Annotated in this window: 19 protein-coding genes, 2 tRNA genes and 1 riboswitch; of the genes, 3 read left to right on the top strand and 18 right to left on the bottom strand. The window is 42.4% G+C overall.

All coding sequences use genetic code 11. From position 1 onward, the window contains the following. Positions 1 to 20: 20 nt before the first annotated feature. Positions 21 to 1,007, top strand: coding sequence for an ATPase (locus HXT52_RS01960; RefSeq protein ID WP_421776073.1), 987 nt, complete (start codon positions 21 to 23; stop codon positions 1,005 to 1,007). 70 nt (positions 1,008 to 1,077) lie between these two features. Here HXT52_RS01960 and HXT52_RS01955 read toward each other — a convergent pair whose 3' ends face one another. The 4 genes from HXT52_RS01955 to HXT52_RS01940 all read right to left on the bottom strand — a co-directional run bounded on the left by HXT52_RS01955 (position 1,078) and on the right by HXT52_RS01940 (position 5,248). Continuing rightward, complete coding sequence (locus HXT52_RS01955; protein ID WP_004137465.1) at positions 1,078 to 2,571, bottom strand: amino acid permease; 1,494 nt, start codon at positions 2,569 to 2,571, stop codon at positions 1,078 to 1,080. 47 nt (positions 2,572 to 2,618) lie between these two features. Further along, positions 2,619 to 2,806: riboswitch (Lysine riboswitch) on the bottom strand. Positions 2,807 to 2,911: 105 nt separating this feature from the next. Continuing rightward, positions 2,912 to 2,984, bottom strand: a tRNA-Ala gene (locus tag HXT52_RS01950). A 109-nt stretch (positions 2,985 to 3,093) separates the two neighbouring features. Then, the gene (locus HXT52_RS01945) at positions 3,094 to 4,209 is read right to left on the bottom strand and encodes a hypothetical protein (protein WP_421776072.1); all 1,116 of its coding nucleotides are present in this window, start codon (positions 4,207 to 4,209) and stop codon (positions 3,094 to 3,096) included. A gap of 133 nt (positions 4,210 to 4,342) precedes the next feature. Continuing rightward, entirely contained in the window at positions 4,343 to 5,248 is a 906-nt protein-coding gene (locus tag HXT52_RS01940) for a DMT family transporter (RefSeq protein ID WP_421776175.1), read from the bottom strand. Positions 5,249 to 5,720: 472 nt separating this feature from the next. Here HXT52_RS01940 and HXT52_RS01935 point away from each other — a divergent pair, with 472 nt between their 5' ends. Next, positions 5,721 to 6,125, top strand: a complete 405-nt coding sequence (locus HXT52_RS01935) for a pyridoxamine 5'-phosphate oxidase family protein (RefSeq protein ID WP_004135309.1) — start codon at positions 5,721 to 5,723, stop codon at positions 6,123 to 6,125. A 145-nt stretch (positions 6,126 to 6,270) separates the two neighbouring features. Here HXT52_RS01935 and HXT52_RS01930 read toward each other — a convergent pair whose 3' ends face one another. The 9 genes from HXT52_RS01930 to HXT52_RS01890 all read right to left on the bottom strand — a co-directional run bounded on the left by HXT52_RS01930 (position 6,271) and on the right by HXT52_RS01890 (position 13,813). Continuing rightward, positions 6,271 to 6,720, bottom strand: coding sequence for a DUF3021 family protein (locus HXT52_RS01930; RefSeq protein WP_421776071.1), 450 nt, complete (start codon positions 6,718 to 6,720; stop codon positions 6,271 to 6,273). 73 nt (positions 6,721 to 6,793) lie between these two features. Continuing rightward, the gene (locus tag HXT52_RS01925; protein ID WP_421776070.1) at positions 6,794 to 7,312 is read right to left on the bottom strand and encodes a LytTR family DNA-binding domain-containing protein; all 519 of its coding nucleotides are present in this window, start codon (positions 7,310 to 7,312) and stop codon (positions 6,794 to 6,796) included. Positions 7,313 to 7,462: 150 nt separating this feature from the next. Further along, complete coding sequence (locus HXT52_RS01920) at positions 7,463 to 8,281, bottom strand: histidine phosphatase family protein (protein ID WP_421776069.1); 819 nt, start codon at positions 8,279 to 8,281, stop codon at positions 7,463 to 7,465. Positions 8,282 to 8,315: 34 nt separating this feature from the next. Continuing rightward, entirely contained in the window at positions 8,316 to 9,725 is a 1,410-nt protein-coding gene (glmU, locus tag HXT52_RS01915) for a bifunctional UDP-N-acetylglucosamine diphosphorylase/glucosamine-1-phosphate N-acetyltransferase GlmU (protein WP_421776068.1), read from the bottom strand. A gap of 112 nt (positions 9,726 to 9,837) precedes the next feature. Further along, positions 9,838 to 9,908 (bottom strand) — tRNA-Gln (locus HXT52_RS01910). A gap of 83 nt (positions 9,909 to 9,991) precedes the next feature. Then, on the bottom strand, positions 9,992 to 11,014 hold the full coding sequence (locus HXT52_RS01905; protein WP_019261183.1) for a ribose-phosphate diphosphokinase: 1,023 nt from the start codon (positions 11,012 to 11,014) through the stop codon (positions 9,992 to 9,994). 96 nt (positions 11,015 to 11,110) lie between these two features. Further along, positions 11,111 to 11,920, bottom strand: a complete 810-nt coding sequence (gene nadD / locus HXT52_RS01900; protein ID WP_019261184.1) for a nicotinate-nucleotide adenylyltransferase — start codon at positions 11,918 to 11,920, stop codon at positions 11,111 to 11,113. Then, positions 11,910 to 12,440, bottom strand: a complete 531-nt coding sequence (locus HXT52_RS01895; protein ID WP_119521656.1) for a phosphoribosylglycinamide synthetase — start codon at positions 12,438 to 12,440, stop codon at positions 11,910 to 11,912. The genes nadD and HXT52_RS01895 overlap by 11 nt, the downstream gene beginning before the upstream one ends. Before the next feature lie 38 nt (positions 12,441 to 12,478). Beyond that, positions 12,479 to 13,813, bottom strand: a complete 1,335-nt coding sequence (locus HXT52_RS01890) for a glutamate-5-semialdehyde dehydrogenase (protein ID WP_421776067.1) — start codon at positions 13,811 to 13,813, stop codon at positions 12,479 to 12,481. Between the two features lie 113 nt (positions 13,814 to 13,926). On the opposite strand from HXT52_RS01890, the gene thrC reads away from it, so the two are divergent. Further along, complete coding sequence (thrC, locus tag HXT52_RS01885; protein WP_421776066.1) at positions 13,927 to 15,456, top strand: threonine synthase; 1,530 nt, start codon at positions 13,927 to 13,929, stop codon at positions 15,454 to 15,456. A 93-nt stretch (positions 15,457 to 15,549) separates the two neighbouring features. Here the strand turns inward: thrC and HXT52_RS01880 are convergent, their stop codons facing one another. From HXT52_RS01880 to HXT52_RS01860, 5 genes are all read right to left on the bottom strand, one after another. Further along, positions 15,550 to 16,254 carry a regulatory protein RecX gene (locus tag HXT52_RS01880; RefSeq protein ID WP_421776065.1) on the bottom strand — a complete coding sequence of 235 codons (705 nt, stop codon included), beginning with the start codon at positions 16,252 to 16,254 and terminating at the stop codon, positions 15,550 to 15,552. A gap of 29 nt (positions 16,255 to 16,283) precedes the next feature. Continuing rightward, positions 16,284 to 17,426 (bottom strand): recombinase RecA, encoded by a 1,143-nt coding sequence (recA, locus tag HXT52_RS01875; protein ID WP_004137504.1) that lies wholly within the window; start codon positions 17,424 to 17,426, stop codon positions 16,284 to 16,286. A 223-nt stretch (positions 17,427 to 17,649) separates the two neighbouring features. Then, on the bottom strand, positions 17,650 to 18,294 hold the full coding sequence (locus HXT52_RS01870; RefSeq protein ID WP_419388892.1) for a CinA family protein: 645 nt from the start codon (positions 18,292 to 18,294) through the stop codon (positions 17,650 to 17,652). Then, entirely contained in the window at positions 18,291 to 18,974 is a 684-nt protein-coding gene (gene pgsA, locus HXT52_RS01865) for a CDP-diacylglycerol--glycerol-3-phosphate 3-phosphatidyltransferase (protein WP_004137507.1), read from the bottom strand. Before pgsA ends, HXT52_RS01870 begins: the two co-directional genes overlap by 4 nt. Positions 18,975 to 19,053: 79 nt before the next feature. Next, positions 19,054 to 21,807, bottom strand: a complete 2,754-nt coding sequence (locus tag HXT52_RS01860) for a DNA translocase FtsK 4TM domain-containing protein (protein ID WP_421776064.1) — start codon at positions 21,805 to 21,807, stop codon at positions 19,054 to 19,056. Positions 21,808 to 22,173: the final 366 nt, after the last annotated feature.

The following is a 22,173-nucleotide window of genomic DNA, read 5'->3' as shown; positions in this document are numbered from 1 at the left end:
TTAACAAACAGAGGAAAACAATGATTCAACACACCTCCGAAAGTGCCGATAAAGGCAAAAAGAAGAAGCTAATCATACTTATTGTAGGTATTGTTGTACTTGCATTAGCTCTTAGCGCACTTGGCGCATTCTGGTATGTAAAACAAACTGAGCGCACAAAGGCTGCACGCAAACAGTGCGAAGTTAAAGTTGCCCAAGTTATGAAAGCTAAGAAAACGTGGGACGCTTTAGTTAAAAACAGAATTCTTATTAAGCTTTCGGAAGATAAGTCTGAAAATGGCAAGAAGCTTGCGAAAATAATAAAAGAGACAACTCCTGAAGTTGTAAGCTGCACAGCAAACTCTCCAGAAGAGCTTGGAAGCCAAAGCGCTGAGGCTTTGGCAGCTTCTGAATGGTATGCGGTTAAAGCAAAAGAAATTAGAGCTTTAGCTGTTGAATTACTAAATAGCGCTGACACAAAAGCTGAAGACAAAGATAAGAAAGAAGAAAAGAAGGAAGAAAAGAAGGAAATACAGCGAACAACCAGCAATGTGATTAGGCGTGCGAACGTTATTCCTCAAAAGACGAAGCCAGCGCCTCAGAATAACAACAAGAAGAAAGACACTAAAAAGCCAGAATGCAAAGAAGGCGACAAGAACTGCAAGAAACCACAGCCAAAATGCAAGCCAGGCGACGAGAACTGCAAGGAACCACAGAAAGAATGCAAGCCAGGCGACGAAAACTGCAAGAAACCACAGAAAGAATGCAAGCCAGGCGACGAAAACTGCAAGAAAACTAACCCACCTGCAACTAACCCACCTACAACCAACCCACCTACAACCAACCCACCTACAACCAACCCACCTACAACCAACCCACCTACAACCAACCCACCTACACAAAACCCACCTACACAAAACCCACCTACACAAAACCCACCTACACAAAACCCACCTACAACCAACCCACCTGCACAAACCCCACCTACAACCAACCCACCTGCACAAAACCCACCTGCAGCACATTAATAAAATAGAATTATAAAATAAAGCTCCCAACGGATTCGTTGGGAGCTTTATTTGTGCCTTTAAATAGTTTTTAAGCTCTTACCTGATTAGCAGCTTTAATACCGGCTAAATCAACTTCTTCAAGCGGAATAACCTTAGTATGATTCTTAATCTTGTATCCAACGTACAAAATTAAGAACAGTGGCACAGACATGTACGTAATGCCAATGGCCTGCCAGTTAAGAGTTGCAAATGAGTGCAAATCCTGGCCAACAATAACCAAAACGCACAAAAGGAACGCAACAATCGGACCAAAAGGATACCACTTTGCTCGGTACACTAAATCGTCCAAAGAATGCCCCTGAGCCACATACGCTTTTCTAAAGCGGTAATGCGCTAAAGCAATACCAGCCCAAGCAATAAAGCCTGTTAAACCACTTGCAGCAACCAGGAACATGTATATTTGCGAGCCAAAAATACTCATGAAGAACGTGAACAAAGCCACCACAAATGTTGCAATTAAAGCTGGAACTGGAATACCGCGGAGGCTTACTTTTCCGAAAACTTTTGGAGCATTACCATCTTTTGCAAGAGCATAAAGCATTCTAGTAGAAGCGTACATTCCGGAATTTGCTGCAGAAATAACAGAAGTCAAAATAACAGCATTCATAACTGCTGCAGCAGCTGCAAGACCTGCACGCTGGAACACGAGCGTGAATGGGCTTATAGCAATATCAGTTACTTCGGATCCAAGCAAATTCTTGTCGGTGTAAGGAATAATGCACGCAATAACGAAAATCGCAAGAATGTAGAAAAGAAGAATACGCCAGAATACTTGCTTAACAGCCTTCGGAATACTCTTTTCTGGCGTTGCAGACTCTCCAGCAGTAATACCAATAAGCTCAGTTCCTTGGAAGGAGAAGCCAGCAATAGCAAACGCGCACAGCACTGCAGGAACACCACCAGCAAACGGAGCATCCTTATGCGTAAAGTTTTGCAAGAATGGAGCTTTGCCGCCAATAATTCCAACAATTGTAAGCATGCCAACAACGAGGAACACAATAACCGCAACAACTTTCACAATAGAAAGCCAGTATTCTGTTTCTCCGAAGCACTTAACTGTAAGAACGTTAATCAGCAAAATAAGCATAAGAACCGAAAGTGAGAAAATCCATATTGGCACTTTCGGGAACCAGTATTGCAAAACTATTGCTGCAGTACTAACGTCTACAGCCACCGTAATAGCCCAGTTAAACCAATAGTTCCAGCCCATTGCAAAACCTAAAGCAGGATCAACAAAGCGTCCGGAGTACGAAGCAAACGAGCCACTAATAGGCATAAACGTTGCCATTTCTCCAAGAGAAGTCATAAGGAAGTAAACCATTATGCCTATTGCGCCGTAAGCAAACAAAGCGCCACCAGGACCAGCCATGTGAATTGTTGCACCACTAGCAACAAATAAACCGGTACCAATGCTGCCGCCTAAAGCAATCATGGAAATATGACGTGTTTTCAAAGCACGATGAACATCGTGATTCTGCTGAGAAGTTTGTTCAGCAGTAGATGGTAATGAACTATTACTCATTTTTCCTCCTTTTATGTCGTCTCAGAGGCAAAACAAGCAACAGCGTGCGTGTCGATAGCGCTCCGCAGCGAATGCCGAAATCGCTGCGACAGTACTTGGTTTATTAAACCAAGTCCCAGCTCACTACCTTTGGAAATCAGCAGTAAACTTCGGCGCTCTCCCCTTTTGTAAGTAATCAACGCTTTTCCGAGCTCATACTTACTACTCTTGTTGAGCGCAACCTCTGGTCGATGGTGTTCATTATTAGTACTACTTAGCGACAAACATACAGAATTGCGGCGTGGCGAAAAGAGAATAAAAAAAAATCTCGGCAAATTATGTAACCTGCCGAGATAAATCGTGGAGCTAGGGGGATTCGAACCCCCGACCCCCTCCATGCCATGGAGATGCGCTACCAGCTGCGCCATAGCCCCGTTTTTAGTTATGCTGTTCAAGCGAACCTTTGATAGAATACAACAAATTAGCACTCTATCCAAATGCGGCGTGTCGAATCAGCTTAAATATTACTAAAAGTATTGCTACTTAATTACCGCTTGAACTACCGAAATTTTCTGCATTTCCAGAAGTAGACGCTCCGCCTGAAGCTCCCCCTGAAGAAGATCCTGAACCACCGTTAGAAGAGCTACCTGAAGCACCACCAGGAGCAGTTGACGACGAGGATTCCCCGCTTGAATTACTTCCCGAAGTTGATTCTCCAGAATGCGATCCGCCACTTGTTGAAGAATTATCACCACCAGGCTCACCGTCAGTAGAATTTCCTAAATTAGAATCTGAGTCATCGCGGGAATGTAAACCGTTGTTTTCATCCTCTTTTTCTGAATCCTGATTTTCTGAATCACTATCAGACGGCTTCTTATGCTCAACGCCATTATTGCTATTTTGTTGAGGATTTACCTGATCTTTAGGCTTCTGCTGAATCTGCTGAGGCTGAATATTGTCCGTTCCCTTGCCTTGCGTAAAAAGCAAAACAATTCCTGCAGTGGCAACAACAGCAACTAAAGCGCTTATTACAGCTATAGCAATAGTTGCAGCATAACTATTCTTACGTCGATCTAAATTACTTGCGTTAGCATAATTAGAATCGCGAATAGCTTCAGATAACGGCACAGGCTGGCTCAAATCGCCTTCCGACAATTCCATATCTTCTTCGCGCTGCTCGCGTAAAGCAGAAAGCTCTAAAAGTCGCGTATTTTCTAATTCTGGATCTTTAGCTTCAGAGCTTATAGTTCGCCCAGAATTAACTTCACCATTTTGCCTAGAATACGCCATACGAGCATCATCTCCCGCGACTTTATATCCAGCATTTCTTACTTCAACATTGTAGACAGGATGCATGTTAAGAGTTTGAACATTATCTTTATATTGCTTCGAATCATTAGCATAACCAGCAGCGTCAGAAGTACCAGCAGAATCAGAATTATTAAGATTCTTAGGATTTGCTTCAGCTAACTTACGGGAAGAAGCGTGAATAACATTCTGATACAGCTGAGAAGCCACAGCCGACACAATCGAACCAATAGCCACACCAATAACCGAACCGGCAATACCAATTTTAGAAGCGAGCAAAAACGAGGTCACTGCTGCCAGCGAACCCGCTAAAACCTGCGTAAATGATATGCCTTTGAAGAAATTCTTCACGTGTTTACCTTAACTACCTAACAATGTATTGCGAAACATAAATGCAATATGTATAAACTTACTACAAATTACAAATTACCACTCACAACGATGGTATCACTCAAGGCATGAGTTGGATAGCTATTTTAGGAATCTACTTAGTTCTTTCTTTGCTTCCATAATGTTCGCCCAAGCTTGCAATAATAATGGCTGCAAATATTAAAGCAAATCCCACAAATGCCATATTTGACACATACTCATGGTAAAGCAGCGTAGAAAATAGTAGAGTAAATAAGCTTTCAGTGCACATAATAACCGATGCGTTTGCTGTAGAAAGATTAACCAAACTATAGTTTTGCATAATTTGCGCAACAACAGTCACCACAACAGTTAAGTAGAACATGTTTGCAAAAATAGAAAGATTATCCGCGCCGTTGAAATTAGGCAAAGGCTCATAAATTAACGCTCCAGCTAAGAACAGCACTCCTGAAACAACAAATTGTCCAAAAGTTAAAGTTACAGGATTATATTTTCTTGAATAATACGCAAGGAACGTAAGATTAAAAGCGAAAACTGCAGCGCATACAAGAGTCAGAATATCACCATAAGAAAGCGTAAGAGCGAACATTCCTGGCTTTAAAGCCACAAAACCAACGCCAGCAACACAAACTACAGCAGCAATCAAACCTAGTATTGTAGGCTTTTTCTTAACAATTAGCCAAGCTGAAAATGGTGTAATAACGCAGTAGGCTGCAGTAAGAAAAGCACTACGACCCGGATCAATTGTTTGCAATCCTTCAGTTTGCAAAACTAAAGTCGCATAGTATGTAACACCAGTTATTAGCGAAGGAATAATCAATTTTTTTGTAAAAGTTTTACGAAGAGTGCCGAAAAAAATTACAAACATAATCGCGCACGCACCAATCATGCGCACTCCCATAAGCCATTGAACCGGAAAAACTTCGAGAGCATACTTTGAAGAAACGTAGCTGCCACCCCAAATAGCAGCGCAAACCAACAACATTAGTTGAGAAATATGAACACTCTTCCCTTTAGGCATGCCAGATTTATCAACTATTGTTTTAGCTGCTTCACCATTAGCTTTCATAACGCCTCCCCTTCAACTATAAAAGTTGATCCACTAATAAAAGTCGCTTCATAAAAGCACCTCATTAAAGCCGCTTCATAAAAGTTACTTCCTTAAAATCGCTTCCTTAAAATTTTCTTTTATTTAGTGAATTTAGTTTATAAAATACACAGATTAGCCATAAAATCGTGAAAAGTACAACTTTTCGGCGTTCTTTCGGAAAATTTCCGATATGCACTTCATAAAACCGGCATACTTAACTATTTTGCTTTATATCTTTCGCTTAAATAACTTTTATAAAATTCGGTGATTTATATCACAACTGCGTAATTTTTTGCAGCACACACTCGTATACTCTTCTAAAACAGCGTAATGTAAAAGTAATGACTTGTTTAATTGCACACCACAGACGCGCGCAATTTTACTAATAACGAAAGGAAATATTATGGCAACTCTTAACGCCGATATGAAGGAATTTATTGCTAATAATTTGGCTTGGATTGCAACAGTAAGCAAAGATGGCGAGCTTGATTTAGGACCAAAAATGTCTATGTTCGTGCTTGACGACAATCACCTTGCATACCACGAGCGCACTGCAGGCCAGCATTTTAAGAATTTGCAAGACGGCAGCCAGCTAGTAGTTGCTTTTGCTAATTTGGCAGAAAAGAAGGGTTATCGCTTCCGCGGAACCGTAACTCTTCACACTGACGACGCGATTTACGAAGAGCAAGTGCGCGTGGCCGAAGAAAAAGGCACAAAGAAGCCGGCTGCAGTTCCAGTTATGGAAATCACTGAAATTCAGGATTTGACTTCTGGCGCTACTGCCGGCAAAACAATCGCAAAAGATTAATTTATAGCTTGCGCAAAACGCCGAATTAGTACGTTTCAAGCAAGCGTCATACAATATCGAGTGGCGTTCGTCCTCAAAGGCGAAGATGAACACCACTCAATTTTTTATTTGATTATTTTTATTTGATTATTTAGTTGTCGCTAATTTACTTATTTTCTTTACGCAATTCGCACAATCTAGCGTTCATTTCTTCCGCTTTCTTCTTCTCGAAGTAATAAATTACTGCAGCAATTGCAATCGGGAAAATAACAGTGAATGCAATCCATCCGCAAATCACTAATGGCTCATCTTTGAATGAAATCCATCCAACAATCACAGACACAATAAATTGAATAGCAATTGGTGGAACTAGTGCAAAAACGAATTTTGCGAGATTTGACATACGTTCATTCGACCAAAAAATAGCGAACACTCCATAGCCTATGCCAATAACAAACGACGCCACAGCATAAGATGCAATTCTGTTTCCAACTGCGGTATGCGCTAACAAGCTGGACACAAAACTGATTGCAGTAAAAATAGTGCACGCTATGCCAATGCCATTAACAATGTTTTTTACCATTGTTTTGCCAAAAGTTGTAACTTGCTTTTCCATAATAATCGTTTCCCTTTTAAGTATTAAAAAATTAGTATTAAAATTTTTGTTTTATATTTGACTACGCTTAAAACTACATTCCCAAGCGCTTTTTGAACGAGCTCAAGCATCTGCGACTAATCCACTCAACGCTTCCGTCGTTCATTTTTACGCTCATACTTCCGCCGAATCCTGGATCGACTCGAACAATGCGATTCAAGTTCACGATTGCGGATTTAGATATGCGCACAAACGACGCGAATTGCGGATTGTCAAAATCCATCAGGCGCTTGTAAGACACGCACTCGCCTTTATCGCTGTGAATGATTACGCGCGAATTTTCTACGCAAATCATAATCACATCTGGCTCGTGCATAACAATAATCGAATCATTAATATAACCATATATGAATGAATTATTGTTGCTATTTGCCGCATTTGCAATGTTTGTCGCGTCCGCAGTATTATTTTCGGCGTTGCTTGCTTCTGCATTTTTAGAATCAATACTTTGCAAGCTGGATATAATGCGTTTAAGATTATCGTCAATATTGTGAACCGACAACTGAGCGTGCTGCTCTTCTTCTGGCGGCACAATAGCAATTGTTACTTTCATCAAGCCTCCCTTCCGTAGTTCTACCGTTAGCGTTTGCTAACCTTTTGTTTTGTAATTTTGACTATACGGCACTGTAAATAGTCTGTCTTTACAAAATCGCTAAACGGTAGTTTTCGAAATATAAGCGGTAAAAAGAAGAGATTATGCCGATTAAGCTGCTCCCCAAATGCGAATAAGACGCTGGCTTGTAGGATCAGCTGCAGGGCCTTGATCGTAAGCATCCAAACGCCAATGAATCGAACCATCCGCATTAAGACTTGGAATTAAACGCGCCCAGCGGCCGTTTCCCATTCCACCAATTGTCTTATAAGAAGGATCCACCTTGTCTAATCCAAGAAGCTTATGAACAGTTTGCGAAAGACAAGAGCCGTGAGAAAACACTAGCAAATCGCGGTCGGAACCGGTTTTGCGCGTCCACTGTTCAACAGTTGCAGCTGCACGCTCGCCAACTTCCTGCTTAGTTTCTGCACCGTGGCGAAGCTCTCCGCCTTCGCCTTTTACCCAAGCGTTAAAATCTTCCGGCCATTTTTCGCTAATCTGCTTGCGGTTCAAACCTTCCCACTCGCCAAAGAAGCGCTCGCGCACGCCATTTTCAACGTGCACATGAAGCCCAATCTTATCTGCAAAAGCGTGAGCTGTTTGCTGCGCGCGAATAAGCGGCGAAACAATCGCCACAAAACTCGCGTCCGCTTCTTCCGGCGTAATGCGCACGTGTTCAGCGCTGTTCGGGTCCTTTGGATCTTCTAAATCAGAAGCACCAAAAAGCACGCGCAAAGCTTTTCCAGAGCGAGTCACCTGATCCATTCCAGACTCATCCAAAGCAATATCAATCATGCCTTGCAAACGGAACTGTGCATTATACGGAGTTTGACCGTGGCGAATAAGCATAACAGAACGAGCAATTCCTTCATGCGCACTATTAATGGAATTATTTACGTTACTCGCAACGTTTTCAACAAAATCAACCATAATCTACCGCCTTCTAAAGCCTTTTATAAATAATTTAACGCTCCCAGCTAGGCTTCCAGCCTTCAATTACGTGCTGAGTATTTTCCGAATACACCATAGAATCAGCCGGAACATCGTGACGCACAACAGAGCCAGCACCCGTAGTTACACCATCAGACACATTTACTGGAGCAACAAAAAGATTACCTGCACCAACGTGAACACCAGAACCAATACTCGTATGATTCTTATGCACGCCATCATAGTTTGCAGTAATCGTGCCGCCACCAATATTCGTATGCTCACCCAAGTTGGCATCGCCAATATAGCTTAAATGCGGAACCTTAGTGCCGTTACCAATATGCGCCTTCTTCATTTCCACGAAAGCGCCTGCCTTACTTTCTTCACCAAGCACATTTCCCGCGCGCAAATACGTCCACGGACCAATGTTAGCAGCCCTGCAAATATGCGATTCTTGCACGCGCGAACGCTCAACTACAGCATCCTCGTCAACTTGCGCATCAATAAGAGTTGTGTAAGGGCCAACAACAGCGCCGCTTAAAACATTAGTATGACCTTGAAGGAAGCAGCCAGGAAGAACCGTGACATCTTGAGCAAGAGTCACGTCATCTTCAATCCAAGTAGTTTCCGGATCAAGAATAGTTACGCCTTCAAGCATCCAATGCTCACAAACACGCTTATTATAAGCTTTTGCGAGCGCCGACAACTGCACGCGAGTATTAACGCCCTCTACGCTAAGAGGGTCAGGAGCAGACATTGCTCCCACATGACCAAACTTTCGAGCATGTTCCAAAGCATCCGTCAAATAAAACTCGCCTTGAGCATTCTGAGAATTAAGATTTGCAATCGCATCACTTAGCACATCTGCATCAAACACGTATACGGAAGTGTTCACTTCTTTAATTTCAAGCTCTCCAGCATTAGCATCCTTATGCTCTACGATTCGCAAAACATCGCCGTTTGCTTCGCGCACAATACGGCCGTAGCCAGTAGCATCGTCTAATACTGCTGTAAGAACAGTTGCAACATTGCCATGATTATTGTGAAAATCTACTAAAGATTGAAGAGTTTGAGTGTCCAAAAGAGGCATGTCACTTGCTGCGATTATCACAGCACCTTTTAACGTTTCGCCATTTTCGCGTTTTGAAACGTTATTAAGATCTCGAATAGCGCATTGAACAGCTCTTCCAGTTCCCGGCTTTTCGTCTTGATTTACGATTAAAGCATTGCTGTTATAGCTAAGAGCAGCTTCAGTTACTAAATCAGCCTGAGCATGCACTACTACAGCCAACTTATTTGGATTTACGCCAGCAATTGCGCTCATAACACGATTTAGGAATGTTTTTCCAGCAAAGTTATGAAGTACTTTCGGAGTTGCTGAACGCATACGCGTACCCTCACCCGCCGCTAAAATAATTGCCGCGGCCACATCATGCTTTTCCACGCATGCTCCTTATGTTGTATTAAATAATATTCTTACTGATTTAATTCTATTACGTCTTAACGTCTATCCAAAACAAAAACGCTACTTGCAAAACAAGTAGCGCCTGTATAAGCTCCCTCACCTGGATTCGAACCAAGACAAAGGGTTCCAAAGACCCGTGTGCTGCCATTACACCATGAGGGAACGGCGGAAAAACCGCCAAGTCACTATTATGCCACACGAATTGACTTCGTCAAATTTGGCGTGGCGAAAAGTAAAATCAGCGTTTACGCAAATAAGAAGCCTTGACCGTGATGCTCCGGGTAAGTGTCGAAAAGCTTCGCAACCGAACCATCTTCAAATACTGCTTTAATTGCGCTTGCAAGAAGAGGAGCAATAGAAAGAACAGTCAAACCATCCCAACGCTTTTCTTCCGGAATTGGCACAGTATCCGTCAACACAACTTCGCGAGCGCCGCAAGCCTTCAAACGTTCAACCGCAGGGCCAGAAAGCACGCCGTGAGTTGCAACAACTGTAACAGACTTAGCTCCAGCTTCCTTCAACACGTTGCAAGCGCCAGCAATAGTGCCAGCAGTATCAATCAAGTCGTCAACCATAACGCAATCGCGACCAGCAACGTCACCAACAACGCGGTTTGCAACAGTCTTATTCGGGCAAGTAATATCGCGAGTCTTATGCACAAAAGCCAAAGGACCGCCGCCCAAACGCTGTGCCCACTGTTCAGCAACGCGAATACGACCAGCATCCGGAGACACAACAGTTACGTTTGCAAGATCATCACGGAAACGATCGCGCACATAATCAACCAAAACAGGCATAGCAATCAAGTGGTCAACCGGACCATCGAAGAATCCCTGAGACTGAGCCGCGTGCAAATCAACGCTCATAATGCGGTCAGCGCCAGCAGTTTTAAGCAAATCAAACATCAAACGGCAAGAAATAGGCTCACGACCGCGATGCTTCTTATCCTGACGAGAATAGCCAAGAAGTGGGCAAACTGCAGTAATAGAACGAGCAGAAGCGCGCTTCAAAGCGTCAATCATAATCAACTGTTCCATAATGGACTTGTTGACAGGGTCGCTGTGACTTTGCAATACGAACACATCCGTACCGCGCACCGACTGCGTGTAACGAACATACATTTCGCCATTAGCAAAATCGTAAGCCGTTGTTTCAAGTACATCAATGCCAAGCTGATCTGCTACATCACGCGCAAGCTTTGGATGGGCGCGACCGGTAACAAGAACGAGGTTTTTATCTGGCTTTCCTTCAAGGACGATGCTCACCATATCTCCAAACGTTAGTTCGCTTTAGTTCGCGAAATGAACATAATCAATACTAACTTTTTGCGCAGACTTGCAGCGACAAGCCGAAAAAGTAAATAGTCACGACCTATACAAGCCGTGCTTAACAATGTACTGCACTACTCCATCCGGAACCAAATACCATACTGGCTCACCATGCTCAGCGCGGCGGCGAACATCCGTAGAAGAAATCGACAATGCTGGAATTTCCAAAATATCAACCGGCAAATGTTCAGAATCACAGTGAACAATATCGTCATAATTTGCAACATTTCCAGCACTGTTCACATTTAGCTGCCTAGTAATAAACGGCAGATTAGACTCCAACTTTTCCGGCCTAGAATACCCCGGGCGAGTAACAGCCACGAATCGCGCCAAATTCCACATTTCGCGAGCATTCTTCCACTGCATAATTTCCGCCACAGCGTCCGCTCCGGTAATGAAGAAAAGCTCCGCATCCGGATGCTGCGCGTGAATATCTTTCAAAGTATCAATAGTGTAAGTAACTCCCGGACGGTCAATATCGACTCTGGAAACAGTAAACTTAGGATTAGAAGCCGTTGCAATAACCGTCATTAAATAACGGTCCTCAGCATTCGTAACTTTTTTATCAAGCTTAAAAACAGGCCTACCAGTTGGCACGAAAATAACCTCGTCCAAATCATAAACCCACGCAACTTCAGAAGCCGCAACCAAGTGGCCGTTATGAATAGGATCAAAAGTTCCACCCATAATGCCAATACGCTGACGCTCATGAACGTTACCGCGTGCAGAAGTGCGCTTTCGCATAGAAGTTGCTACTGCAGGAGGAGCAGCTTCTTTTCCGGTAAAAGAACCTTGAAACAGGTCAGACATTCGCCGCTGCGCATCTGTGTTATTTTCAGGACTCATTCGCTTCAGATTCCTTATCTTCAGCCTCAGTTTCACTAACTACTCCAGAAGCATCATTAGCACTATCTGGGTTAATATTTCCCATCTCCTCATCCCACTCGTCCTTAACAACGCGCTGAATTTCAGCAAAAGTTGGAAGAGGGAAATCAGGCTGATACGTGCCGCGAATTTTTGCCACAGATTCAGTGATTTTAACAAGCATCGATGTCATTGAATCAACATCATTATTGCGCTCTAAAGAACTAAATTCACGAATATTCTTTTCCATTCGACCCATTTGCTCAAGAACGCTAGAAAACGCATCATCTTCAGGAAGCGTTACGTCATTTGCGTCAGCATCCGGCCATCCCATAAGCACAGCATCCGCATATTCAAGCGAGGAACGCTGTTGCGCGGAGGCAATACCATCCTCAATTTGCACCAAAAACACATAGCGCACAATCGACAAACGCTCAGCCGCAATATTAAGCGCTTCAGCCGGAGTTATATTCACATCATTCTTAGGCATATCATTAGGCATACTCTTACCTTACCGCCACGTAACTATCAAAACCAGTACTACTCGCGTATCTGACCGCTGCCGTAGCCAATCCACTTGGTTGTTGTCATCTCACGCAATCCCATAGGGCCTCTTGCATGCAATTTTTGCGTCGATATTCCAAGCTCAGCTCCAAAACCAAACTCTCCACCATCTGTAAAGCGCGTTGAAGCATTCACCATCACCACTGCAGAATCAACATTCGCAATAAAACTTTGAATCGTTTCGTAATCTTCAGAAATAATTGTTTCCGTATGCCCTGTAGAATACTTCGCTATATGATTTGCAGCATCAAAAGCATCGTCCACAATTTTTACGCCCATATTTAGAGACAAATACTCGCGTTTCCAATCCTCGCAAGTTGCATGCTCAAGCTGCAAACCTGCAATATTAGCAGATTGCAAAATTTCGTAAGATTTATCGTCAGCATGCAAAATAACATTATGCTCAGCTAAAGCAGCGCCAACTTGCGGTAAAAATTCCTGCGCAATATTGCGATTTACCAATAATTTTTCTGCCGCATTACACACACCTACGCGCTGAGTTTTTGCGTTAATAACAATCGGTATAGCTTTTTTAATATCAGCGCTTTTATCTACATAAATATGCACGTTTCCAGCACCAGTTTCAATAACCGGCACTGTAGACTCTTTAACAACCGTAGCAATAAGATTCGCACTACCGCGCGGAACTAGAACATCAATATGACCGTGCGCGTGCATCATGGCCGTGGCCCCCGACCTACCTAAATCGTCAACCGACTGAATTAAATCTGCACTAAAACCGGCTTTTTTAAGCACACTTCCAATAATCTCAATGCTTTTTTGATTCGTATTTTGAGCCGCACTTCCGCCTCGCAAAATTGCAGCATTACCAGACTTTAAGCACAAAGCTGCAACGTCAATAGTGACGTTTGGGCGAGCCTCATAAATCATTCCCATGATGCCAATTGGCACGCGAACTTGCGAAAGTTTAATACCATTAGGAAGAGTGTATCCGCGAACAACTTCTCCTACAGGATCTTGCAATTGCGCAATTTTTCTTACGCTTTGAGCAGAATTTTTCACACGCTTTTCGTCAAATTTAAGCCTATCGAGCTTTCCAGCATCCATTCCTTTAGCTTCGGCTTCTTTGAGATCTTTTTCATTAGCGGCGGCAATATCTAAAGCTGCCAAATCCAAAGCGTCAGCCATTTTTTCAAGAAGCTCATTTTTTGTTCTAGTATCCGTTTTGGAAAAATCTCGCCAGGCAAGCCTTGCTAAATCCGCACGCCCATTAACTAAATCGTCAACGCTCAACGTTCCCCCTTGTAGATTATTGGCTTTATTTTCCTGTTTAGAATCAAGAGTTGTCATAAATATGAGATTAGCACACGCCCGTTCGCCCAGCGCTTCGGGTAGCATATTTTTATAAGACGATGCATAATTTGCACAAATATTCCATATGATTATTCGGTTACGGAGACATTATGGCAGAAGATACAGCTATTTTTCATAGCACGCGCGCAACTACTCCAACTTGCACTGCTAAGCAGGCAATTCGTCAAGGTATTGCCGAAGACGGCGGATTATTTGTAGCCGACACTCTTGGCAGCACACGTTACGATATTTCTAAATTGCAAGGAAAATCCTACCAGGAAATAGCTAAAGATATTTTGCAAATCTTGCTTCCTGATTACTCTCAAGAAGAGCTTTCTGATTGCGTAAAGCTTGCATACGCAGACCAATGGTCTAACTCTGACATTACTCCAATTCGTCAGCTTGGAAATACTCGCGATTTTGTTATGGAACTTTTCCACGGTCCTACTTGCGCTTTTAAGGACGTTGCTTTACAAATGCTTCCACAGCTTATTAGCCGCAGCCAAAACAAAACCGAAAAATCTGAATCAAACAATAATCAAAATGTTATGATTTTGACCGCAACTTCTGGAGATACTGGAAAAGCAGCTTTGGCTGGTTTTGCTGATGTTCCAGGCACTTCTATGGTTACTTTTTACCCAGAAGGAAAAGTTAGCCGTGTTCAAGAATTACAAATGACAACTCAAGCTGGTAAAAACGTGCAAGTTTGCGCAGTCCGAGGCAATTTTGACGATGCTCAAACTGGCGTAAAACAGATTTTCACGAATAGTGAGCTTAATAAAAATATTGAAGAATCTTCGAACACTGAATTATCTTCTGCTAATTCAATAAATGTTGGACGACTCGTGCCACAAGTCGTATACTATTTTGCGGCTTATAAGCAGCTTGTTGAGCGTAAAGCAATAGCTCTTGGCGACGAAGTTGAGTTTTGCGTACCAACCGGTAATTTTGGCGATATTCTTGCTGGATATTACGCAAAAATGCTTGGTCTTCCTGTAAAACATCTTATTGTTGCAAGCAATAGCAATAATGTTTTATTCGATTTTTTGGTAAGCGGAACTTATAACCGTCAGCGCCCATTCCATCACACTGTTGCTCCTTCAATGGATATTTTGGTTTCCTCTAATTTGGAACGAATGCTTTACTACATGTGCGATAAAGACACGCGTTTAATACAAATGCTTATGAATGATTTAGCTCAGTGGGGCGCTTTTGAGATTCCAGAAAACGTGCTTGCAAAAATACGAGCTATTTTTGGCTGTGGCTGGGCAAATGAGGATCAGATTCGCGAAGCTATTTCTGACTGCTGGAACAAGTACAAGTATGTTATTGACCCTCATACTGCTTGCGGATACTTTGTTATGCAGCATATTCCGCATGATGAAAACGTACCGCGAGTACTTTTAAGCACTGCAAGCCCTTATAAGTTCCCGCGCGTAGTGGCTGAAGCTTTAGGACTTAAGAATGTGCAAAATATGGATGATTTCCAATGCATGGATGCTCTTAGTGAAGCAACAGGAACGAAAGCTCCAAGCATGCTTAGAGAACTTGAAAATAAGACGCCACGTTTTACTGATGTTATTGATATTTCACAAATGCCTAGCTATGTTCAAACGCAGGCGAATAATTTCGCTAAATGAACGCGATTTAGGTAAAGGAAAAGTAAAACAGTAAATAGTAAAATAGTAAAAACAATAAAAAGAGGCTGGATTATTAGAAACCAGCCTCTTTTATTATTCATTATCACTTATAAACAAAGCGGCATATACTTCGTTAATAACGTTTAAATCATGCCCTTTTCTAGCAGCAGCTGCAAAAAATCTGCGTCTTCTAACTAAAGGCTCAAGATTTTTCGTACGTTGAGCAGTTTTTCGGCCAAGCTCCCAAGCTGCTTCAGTAAATACTCCAGAGTTTTGAGCTAACTCCACGCATTTCGAAATAGCATCAGGATCAACATTCTTACGATGCAATTCCATGCGTGTAGCTCTAGCACCAAGAAGCCGTGCTACGCAAGAGCGAATTACCATTTGAGCGTATTGATTGTCGTCAAGAAGATGCAATTCAATTAAACGGTTAATAACCGAGTCAACAACAACTTCACAGTAGCCTTTTTCTTTAAGACGCTGACGCATATCTATTACAGAGCGAGGAGCATAGTCTAAAAGTCTTAAAGCTGCTTCCCTACAATCATCTTCATCACCTTCACAAGTCTTGTTACTCGCGCGAAGCTCGTCACTTGCGAAATTCTTATCGTTTAAATCACACTTGTTAGCGCCTTTTACATACGGCATGTTGTTTGTATTAGTTTTTGCGCTTAAACGTGATGATTTACGCGATGTGCGCCTACGAGTATTAAGAGTTACGTCATTACTTTCATCACCTTCTCTAGTAAGCGTTACTGGATGATTGCGAAGAAAACTCGCTACACTAATCACCATATCAATTCGCTTTATACGCTAATCTTCTATTACTTTTCTGCTGAAGATTTTGCAGTAGAACTTTTAGCATCAGAAGATTCATCTGCACGATCCAATTCTGGATCCTCAGCAAATTGATCATCTGGATGCATTAAACCTAATGCTGCCTTAATCTTTTCGCTAATTTCTTCAGTAATAGCTGGATTATCTTTTAGGAATTTACGAACGTTTTCGCGACCCTGACCGAGTTGCTCACCTTCGTAAGTAAACCACGAACCGGATTTCTTAATAACATCAGCCTGCAAGCCCATGTCAATAACAGAACCTTCTGTGGAAATACCTTCACCGTACAAAACATCAAACTCAGCAGTTTTAAATGGCGGAGCCATCTTATTTTTAACAATCTTAACTTTAGTGCGATTACCAATAGCTTCTTCGCCCTCTTTAATAGTGGAAACTCTACGAATATCCATACGCACAGACGCGTAGAATTTCAAAGCCTTACCACCAGTAGTTGTTTCAGGATTGCCGAAGAATACACCAATTTTTTCACGAAGCTGATTAATAAAAATAGCAGTAGTTCCAGCTTGAGAAAGAGCACCAGTCATTTTACGAAGAGCCTGGCTCATTAAGCGAGCCTGCAAACCAACGTGACTATCTCCCATATCTCCATCAATTTCAGCCTTAGGAACTAAAGCTGCCACAGAATCAACAACAATCACATCTAAAGCGCCAGAACGAATAAGCATATCCGCAATTTCCAACGCCTGCTCACCGTTGTCTGGCTGAGAAACAATAAGTGCATCAGTGTCTACACCGAGTTTTCTAGCGTACACAGGATCCAAAGCGTGCTCTGCATCAATAAACGCTGCTACTCCACCGTTTTTTTGAGCATTAGCAACAATATGCAATGCAAGAGTTGTTTTACCAGATGATTCTGGACCGTAAACTTCAACAATACGTCCACGAGGAACACCACCAATACCCAAAGCAGTATCCAAAGCGATTGAACCTGTAGGAATCACTTCTACATCTTGCATAGGCCTGTCGCCCAAGCGCATTGCAGAACCTTTTCCGTATTGTCTTTCAACATTAGCTAATGCAGTTTCCAGCGCGGCTTGACGACGAGGATCTGCCTTATCTGCATCAATAAGACGATCAACAGTGCTTTTACCTTTTGCTGTTTGCGCCATGTTTGCTACTCCTTTCGCATGCCGTTATGTATCGAACGACATTAGTTCGACACGCGATGCTGCTGCAAGCGCTTTTGAGCAATGTGGATAAAAGCTAAAGCTAAATATTCACCATGACGCTTGAGCGCGCTGCAATCATCTCAACAATCTCAAGTATACTACAAATACGAACATTTGTTCGATACTGCGTGTCTTGCTTGTAAATCAGCCAAAAGTTCAAATATTACTCGAATACAGACAGTAAATAATCTAAAATTTTAAGCAAATTATGTACCGTAGCTTTACGCACTTGCTCACGACTACCTTCTAAATTAAGTTCAAAAACAAGAACAACATCTTTTTTAGAAATGTAATCCCACATATTGCTAACACAATCCAGGTCAAGAAGCTCACTAGATTTTTGCAAAATCAAATCGCGCAAATTAAAAGATTCAGGAAGCAAAACGCCAACATAAACCAATCCAGCAGGTTTACTTCCGTCCGGACCAGGCCCTGCAACTCCGGTTGTTGAAAGACCAATTATTGGAAAGCTAGAATCTGCCGAAGAATCATCTTCATACTCCCAACCAGCACCACGGTATATGCGAGACGCCCCCACTGCCATCTGCATAGCAACATCCCTAAAAACCGCACCTTCGGTCTGTAAAAGATGAGCGTCGACGCCTAAAATTTTAGCTTTAGCGTGAATATCGTAAGTAACAGCAGAGCCACAAAATACGCGAGAAGCTCCAGGAACGCAAACAAAAGCGTCTGCAAGTAAACCGCCTGTTAAAGATTCAGCAGCAGCAATATGAAAACCTAGCTGAACGCTATTAGATAATATGCGCGCAGCTAGGTTTTTGAGAGACACAGGAGAAGAATTATTCATTGCAACGGCGGCAATGGAGCTTCATTAACTTGCTTATCTGCTTGAGAATCATCAACAGAATCCTTCTCAAAGAAAGCACTGTACACGTACAGCACTGCAGAGTAGAAAGCAAAGCCCAAAGAAATACCGAGCAAAGCAAAAGCTACAGAATAGTAAAGCGTAAGCCACCATGGAGGCGTAACTTGAGTATTAAAAATAACAGCCATAGGAGCAATAATCATTGCAAGACCAATAACCTGAGTTAAAGTCTTGTACTTTCCTGCAGAAGAAGCGGCAATAACCCTACCATTTCGGCCAATAACGCAGAAACGAACAATTGTTATGCTGATTTCACGGATTAAGAACAGGATTGTAATCCACCAAATAACTTCTTCAAAAATAGAAGCAATCACAAGAGCTGCCAAAATTAACACTTTGTCTGCAATTGGATCAAGCAACTTGCCTAATTTAGTAACTTGATTATATTTACGAGCTAACCAACCATCAAGCTTATCTGTAACCGCCGCAATAAGGAACACAGCAAACGCCGCCCAACGCATTGGTACGGAGTTATGACCCCACTCGCCTGCAAGCAAATATAAAACAATAAAAACAATTGCCAACGCAATACGCACATAAGTTACGATATTTGGAGCACAATTCCAGCCTTCAAAAAACGAAGACTTAGCATTCTTCTTCATACGCATACCTTTATCTTATCGCAAACTAAAAACTTCTAGCGCGCCACCCAACATAGTTGTGCAACACAATAACACTATTTTACAACGAGTCAGACTCGCCACGAATAAATGCCAAAACTTTTGGTAAATCTTCCGGCTGAACCAAAACTTCGCGAGCTTTAGAACCCTCAGAAGGTCCAACAACGCCGCGAGATTCCAGCAAATCCATAAGTCGACCTGCCTTTGCAAAACCAACGCGCAACTTACGCTGAAGCATTGAAGTAGAGCCGAACTGCGAGCTAACAACAAGCTCAGCAGCCTGAAGCAACTCGTCCATATCGTCACCAATATCGCTAGTTTTAAGCTTGCTTTGAGCTTGAGCATCCGCTTTTTGAGCCATTTGCTCAATATCTTCACGATACTTTGGCTTACGCTGAGTGCGCACGTATTCCACAGCTTTACGAATCTCCGACTCACTCACCCACGAGCCCTGCACACGCTGAGGTTTTGCAGCACCCATAGGAAGGAACAAAGCGTCGCCTTGACCAATCAAGGTTTCTGCACCAACAGTATCGAGAATAACTCTGGAATCTGTTGCAGATGAAGTAGCAAAAGCCAAGCGGGAAGGAATATTTGCCTTAATCAAGCCTGTTACAACGTCAACAGACGGACGCTGAGTAGCGAGAACCAAATGCACACCTGCAGCTCGAGCAAGCTGAGTAATACGCTGAATAGAACTTTCAACATCGTTCTTAGCAACCATCATCAAATCTGCCATCTCGTCCACAACCACAAGCAAATATGGGTATGGGGCAACTTTTCGCTCAGAGCCAGCCGGAGCATGAACTTTGCCTTCACGAACAGCCTTGTTGAAATCTTTAACATGACGGAAACCAAAGAATTGCAAATCATCGTAGCGAGCATCCATCTCTTTAACAACCCACTCAAGAGCTTGAGCCGCCTTCTTAGGATCCGTAATAATCGGCGTAAGCAAATGCGGAATACCAGCGTACGCAGAAAGCTCCACGCGCTTAGGATCAACCATAATCATTCGAACCTGCTCAGGAGTTGCACGCATAATAATCGAAGTAAGCATTGAGTTAATAAAACTAGACTTACCAGAACCAGTAGCGCCAGCAACAAGCAAATGCGGCATTTTATCAAGAGCAGCCGTTACGAAATGACCCTCAACATCTTTTCCGACGCCTGTAAGCATAGGATTAGGGTCATTCATGGCTTTTTGCGAGCGCAGAACATCTCCCAAATGCACAATCTCGCGGTCTACGTTTGGAATTTCAATACCAATAGCAGATTTTCCTGGAATTGGAGACAAAATACGCACATCCGTACTAGCTACAGCGTATGCAATATTTTTTTGCAAATTCGTAACTTTTTCAACCTTAACACCAGGTCCAAGCTCAACCTCGTACTGCGTAACAGATGGGCCTCTAAGAAAACCGATTACTCGAGCATCGACGTCAAACTGTTCAAAAGTGGAAGTTAGCGCACGAATAACGTTATCGTTTGCTTGAGTTCTAGCAGCATGAGGTTTTCCATGAGCAAGAATGTTCAAATCAGGAAGCATGTACGGTTGCAAAGCAGAATCTTCCGAAGAGTTTAGATTATTTTTAGCGCTTTCGTCAGCTAAATTATCTTCATTTTCTTGATCTTTTCTATATTGATCCATTTGCTCCGCCGGAATACTAGACCATGGATCTTTAGCAGAATCAACAGAACCGCTCATAGGAGCTTTAGGCAAGGTTTCTGCAGAAGTTAGTATTGGAGAAGAAGAAGCACTTCTAGGATTATTGCTTGATTCATCATTATTTGATTGCGAAGAATCTTTAGTATTTACAGGAATATAATTCTCACTGTAGCCTTCAACATTGCTTACTGTTCTAACGCGTTGAGGTTTAACACGCTCAAGATTTTCACTTGTTTCTGCATTAACGGCTGCAGCATGTGAAAATGCGTCATCTCCAGCATATTCGTCGAGCAAAGTATTGTCTTTTTCTTTATTTTTGCGATTAAATAGCGATTTCCACAATTTCAGCAAGTAAGCTGCGCCTAAATTAGCGCTTTCTTTTTTAGAAGATTTTCCGTCGTGCGTTGGCACACCTTCGGCAAATTCCAAAGGCTCATCTTCATACGAATCCTTAGTTTTACCTGATTTAATTGATTCATTCGCATCGTCTGATTCGTCTGATTCGTCTGACTCGTCTAAAGAATCCTCATCCTGCGCGTTTTTCTTGTTTTTCTTTGAGAAGATTGACGCAACACAGTTTGCAATATCACTTACATGAAGACGAGCAATCATTAAAACTGCAAAAATAGAGATGATTACGAAAATTATGAGAGCAAATACGCGAGAAAAACCCCAAGACAGTGGAGAACCTAAAGCAAAACCTAGCAATCCACCCGCTTTTCTAACTGATTCAAAATCAAACGCGTGACTTTTAGACGCAAGCGAAATATCGAGAATAGAGCATATTGAGCACAGAAGAATAATAAAACCAAAAACAACTCGATGATTCCCGGATTTTGCTCCACTATTTCGCATTAAGCGAAAAGCAATAATACTTAGCCACACAGGTAGCACGACGCTCATAACACCAAGAGCACCCGAAGCTAAAATATGCAAGCCAACGCCAATAAAACCACTTACATGAAACCATTCAGAAGCGCAGAATAGTACGGCAAGAATTAGCATAACAAAGCATAAGCCGTCTCTGCGGTAAGCTTCATCGTATTCACCTACCCCAAAAAGTGAGCGAACTGCTTTGCCTAAAAGTCTTGGCACAAACAGAAGCATTGTCTGCCACCATGGTTCCTTAGGCGCTGCCTTACCAGCCATACAATACTCCTTCTGCACCATGTGCTATTAGTACGAAAGTCGTCATCAACAACAACATATATGTGTAACCATACCAGTTTACTCCATAGGCTGAGGTTATTGAAATGAAGCTGTTGCCGCTCACCCCACTTATTCGTTGCTAACGCAGTCTACGTACTGCACCAGTAACATATGAATGTTACTTTCTCAGTTCGTTAACTGAGAAAGTAACAGTGTTTAGGCGATTACCGTTATTTTCTCAGTCGGATGACTGAGTTAGTAACGGTGTTTCGCCAATTACCGTTATTTTCTCAGTTCGTTGACTGAGTTTTTAACAGTGTTTGGGGGTAATCGTGGTTATAGGCAAAAAGCGTGTATAAAACAAAA

The sequence above is a fragment of the Gardnerella sp. KA00288 genome (assembly GCF_049244085.1).
Taxonomy (GTDB): domain Bacteria; phylum Actinomycetota; class Actinomycetes; order Actinomycetales; family Bifidobacteriaceae; genus Bifidobacterium; species Bifidobacterium greenwoodii.
This window is presented reverse-complemented; position numbering and strand designations above follow the sequence as displayed.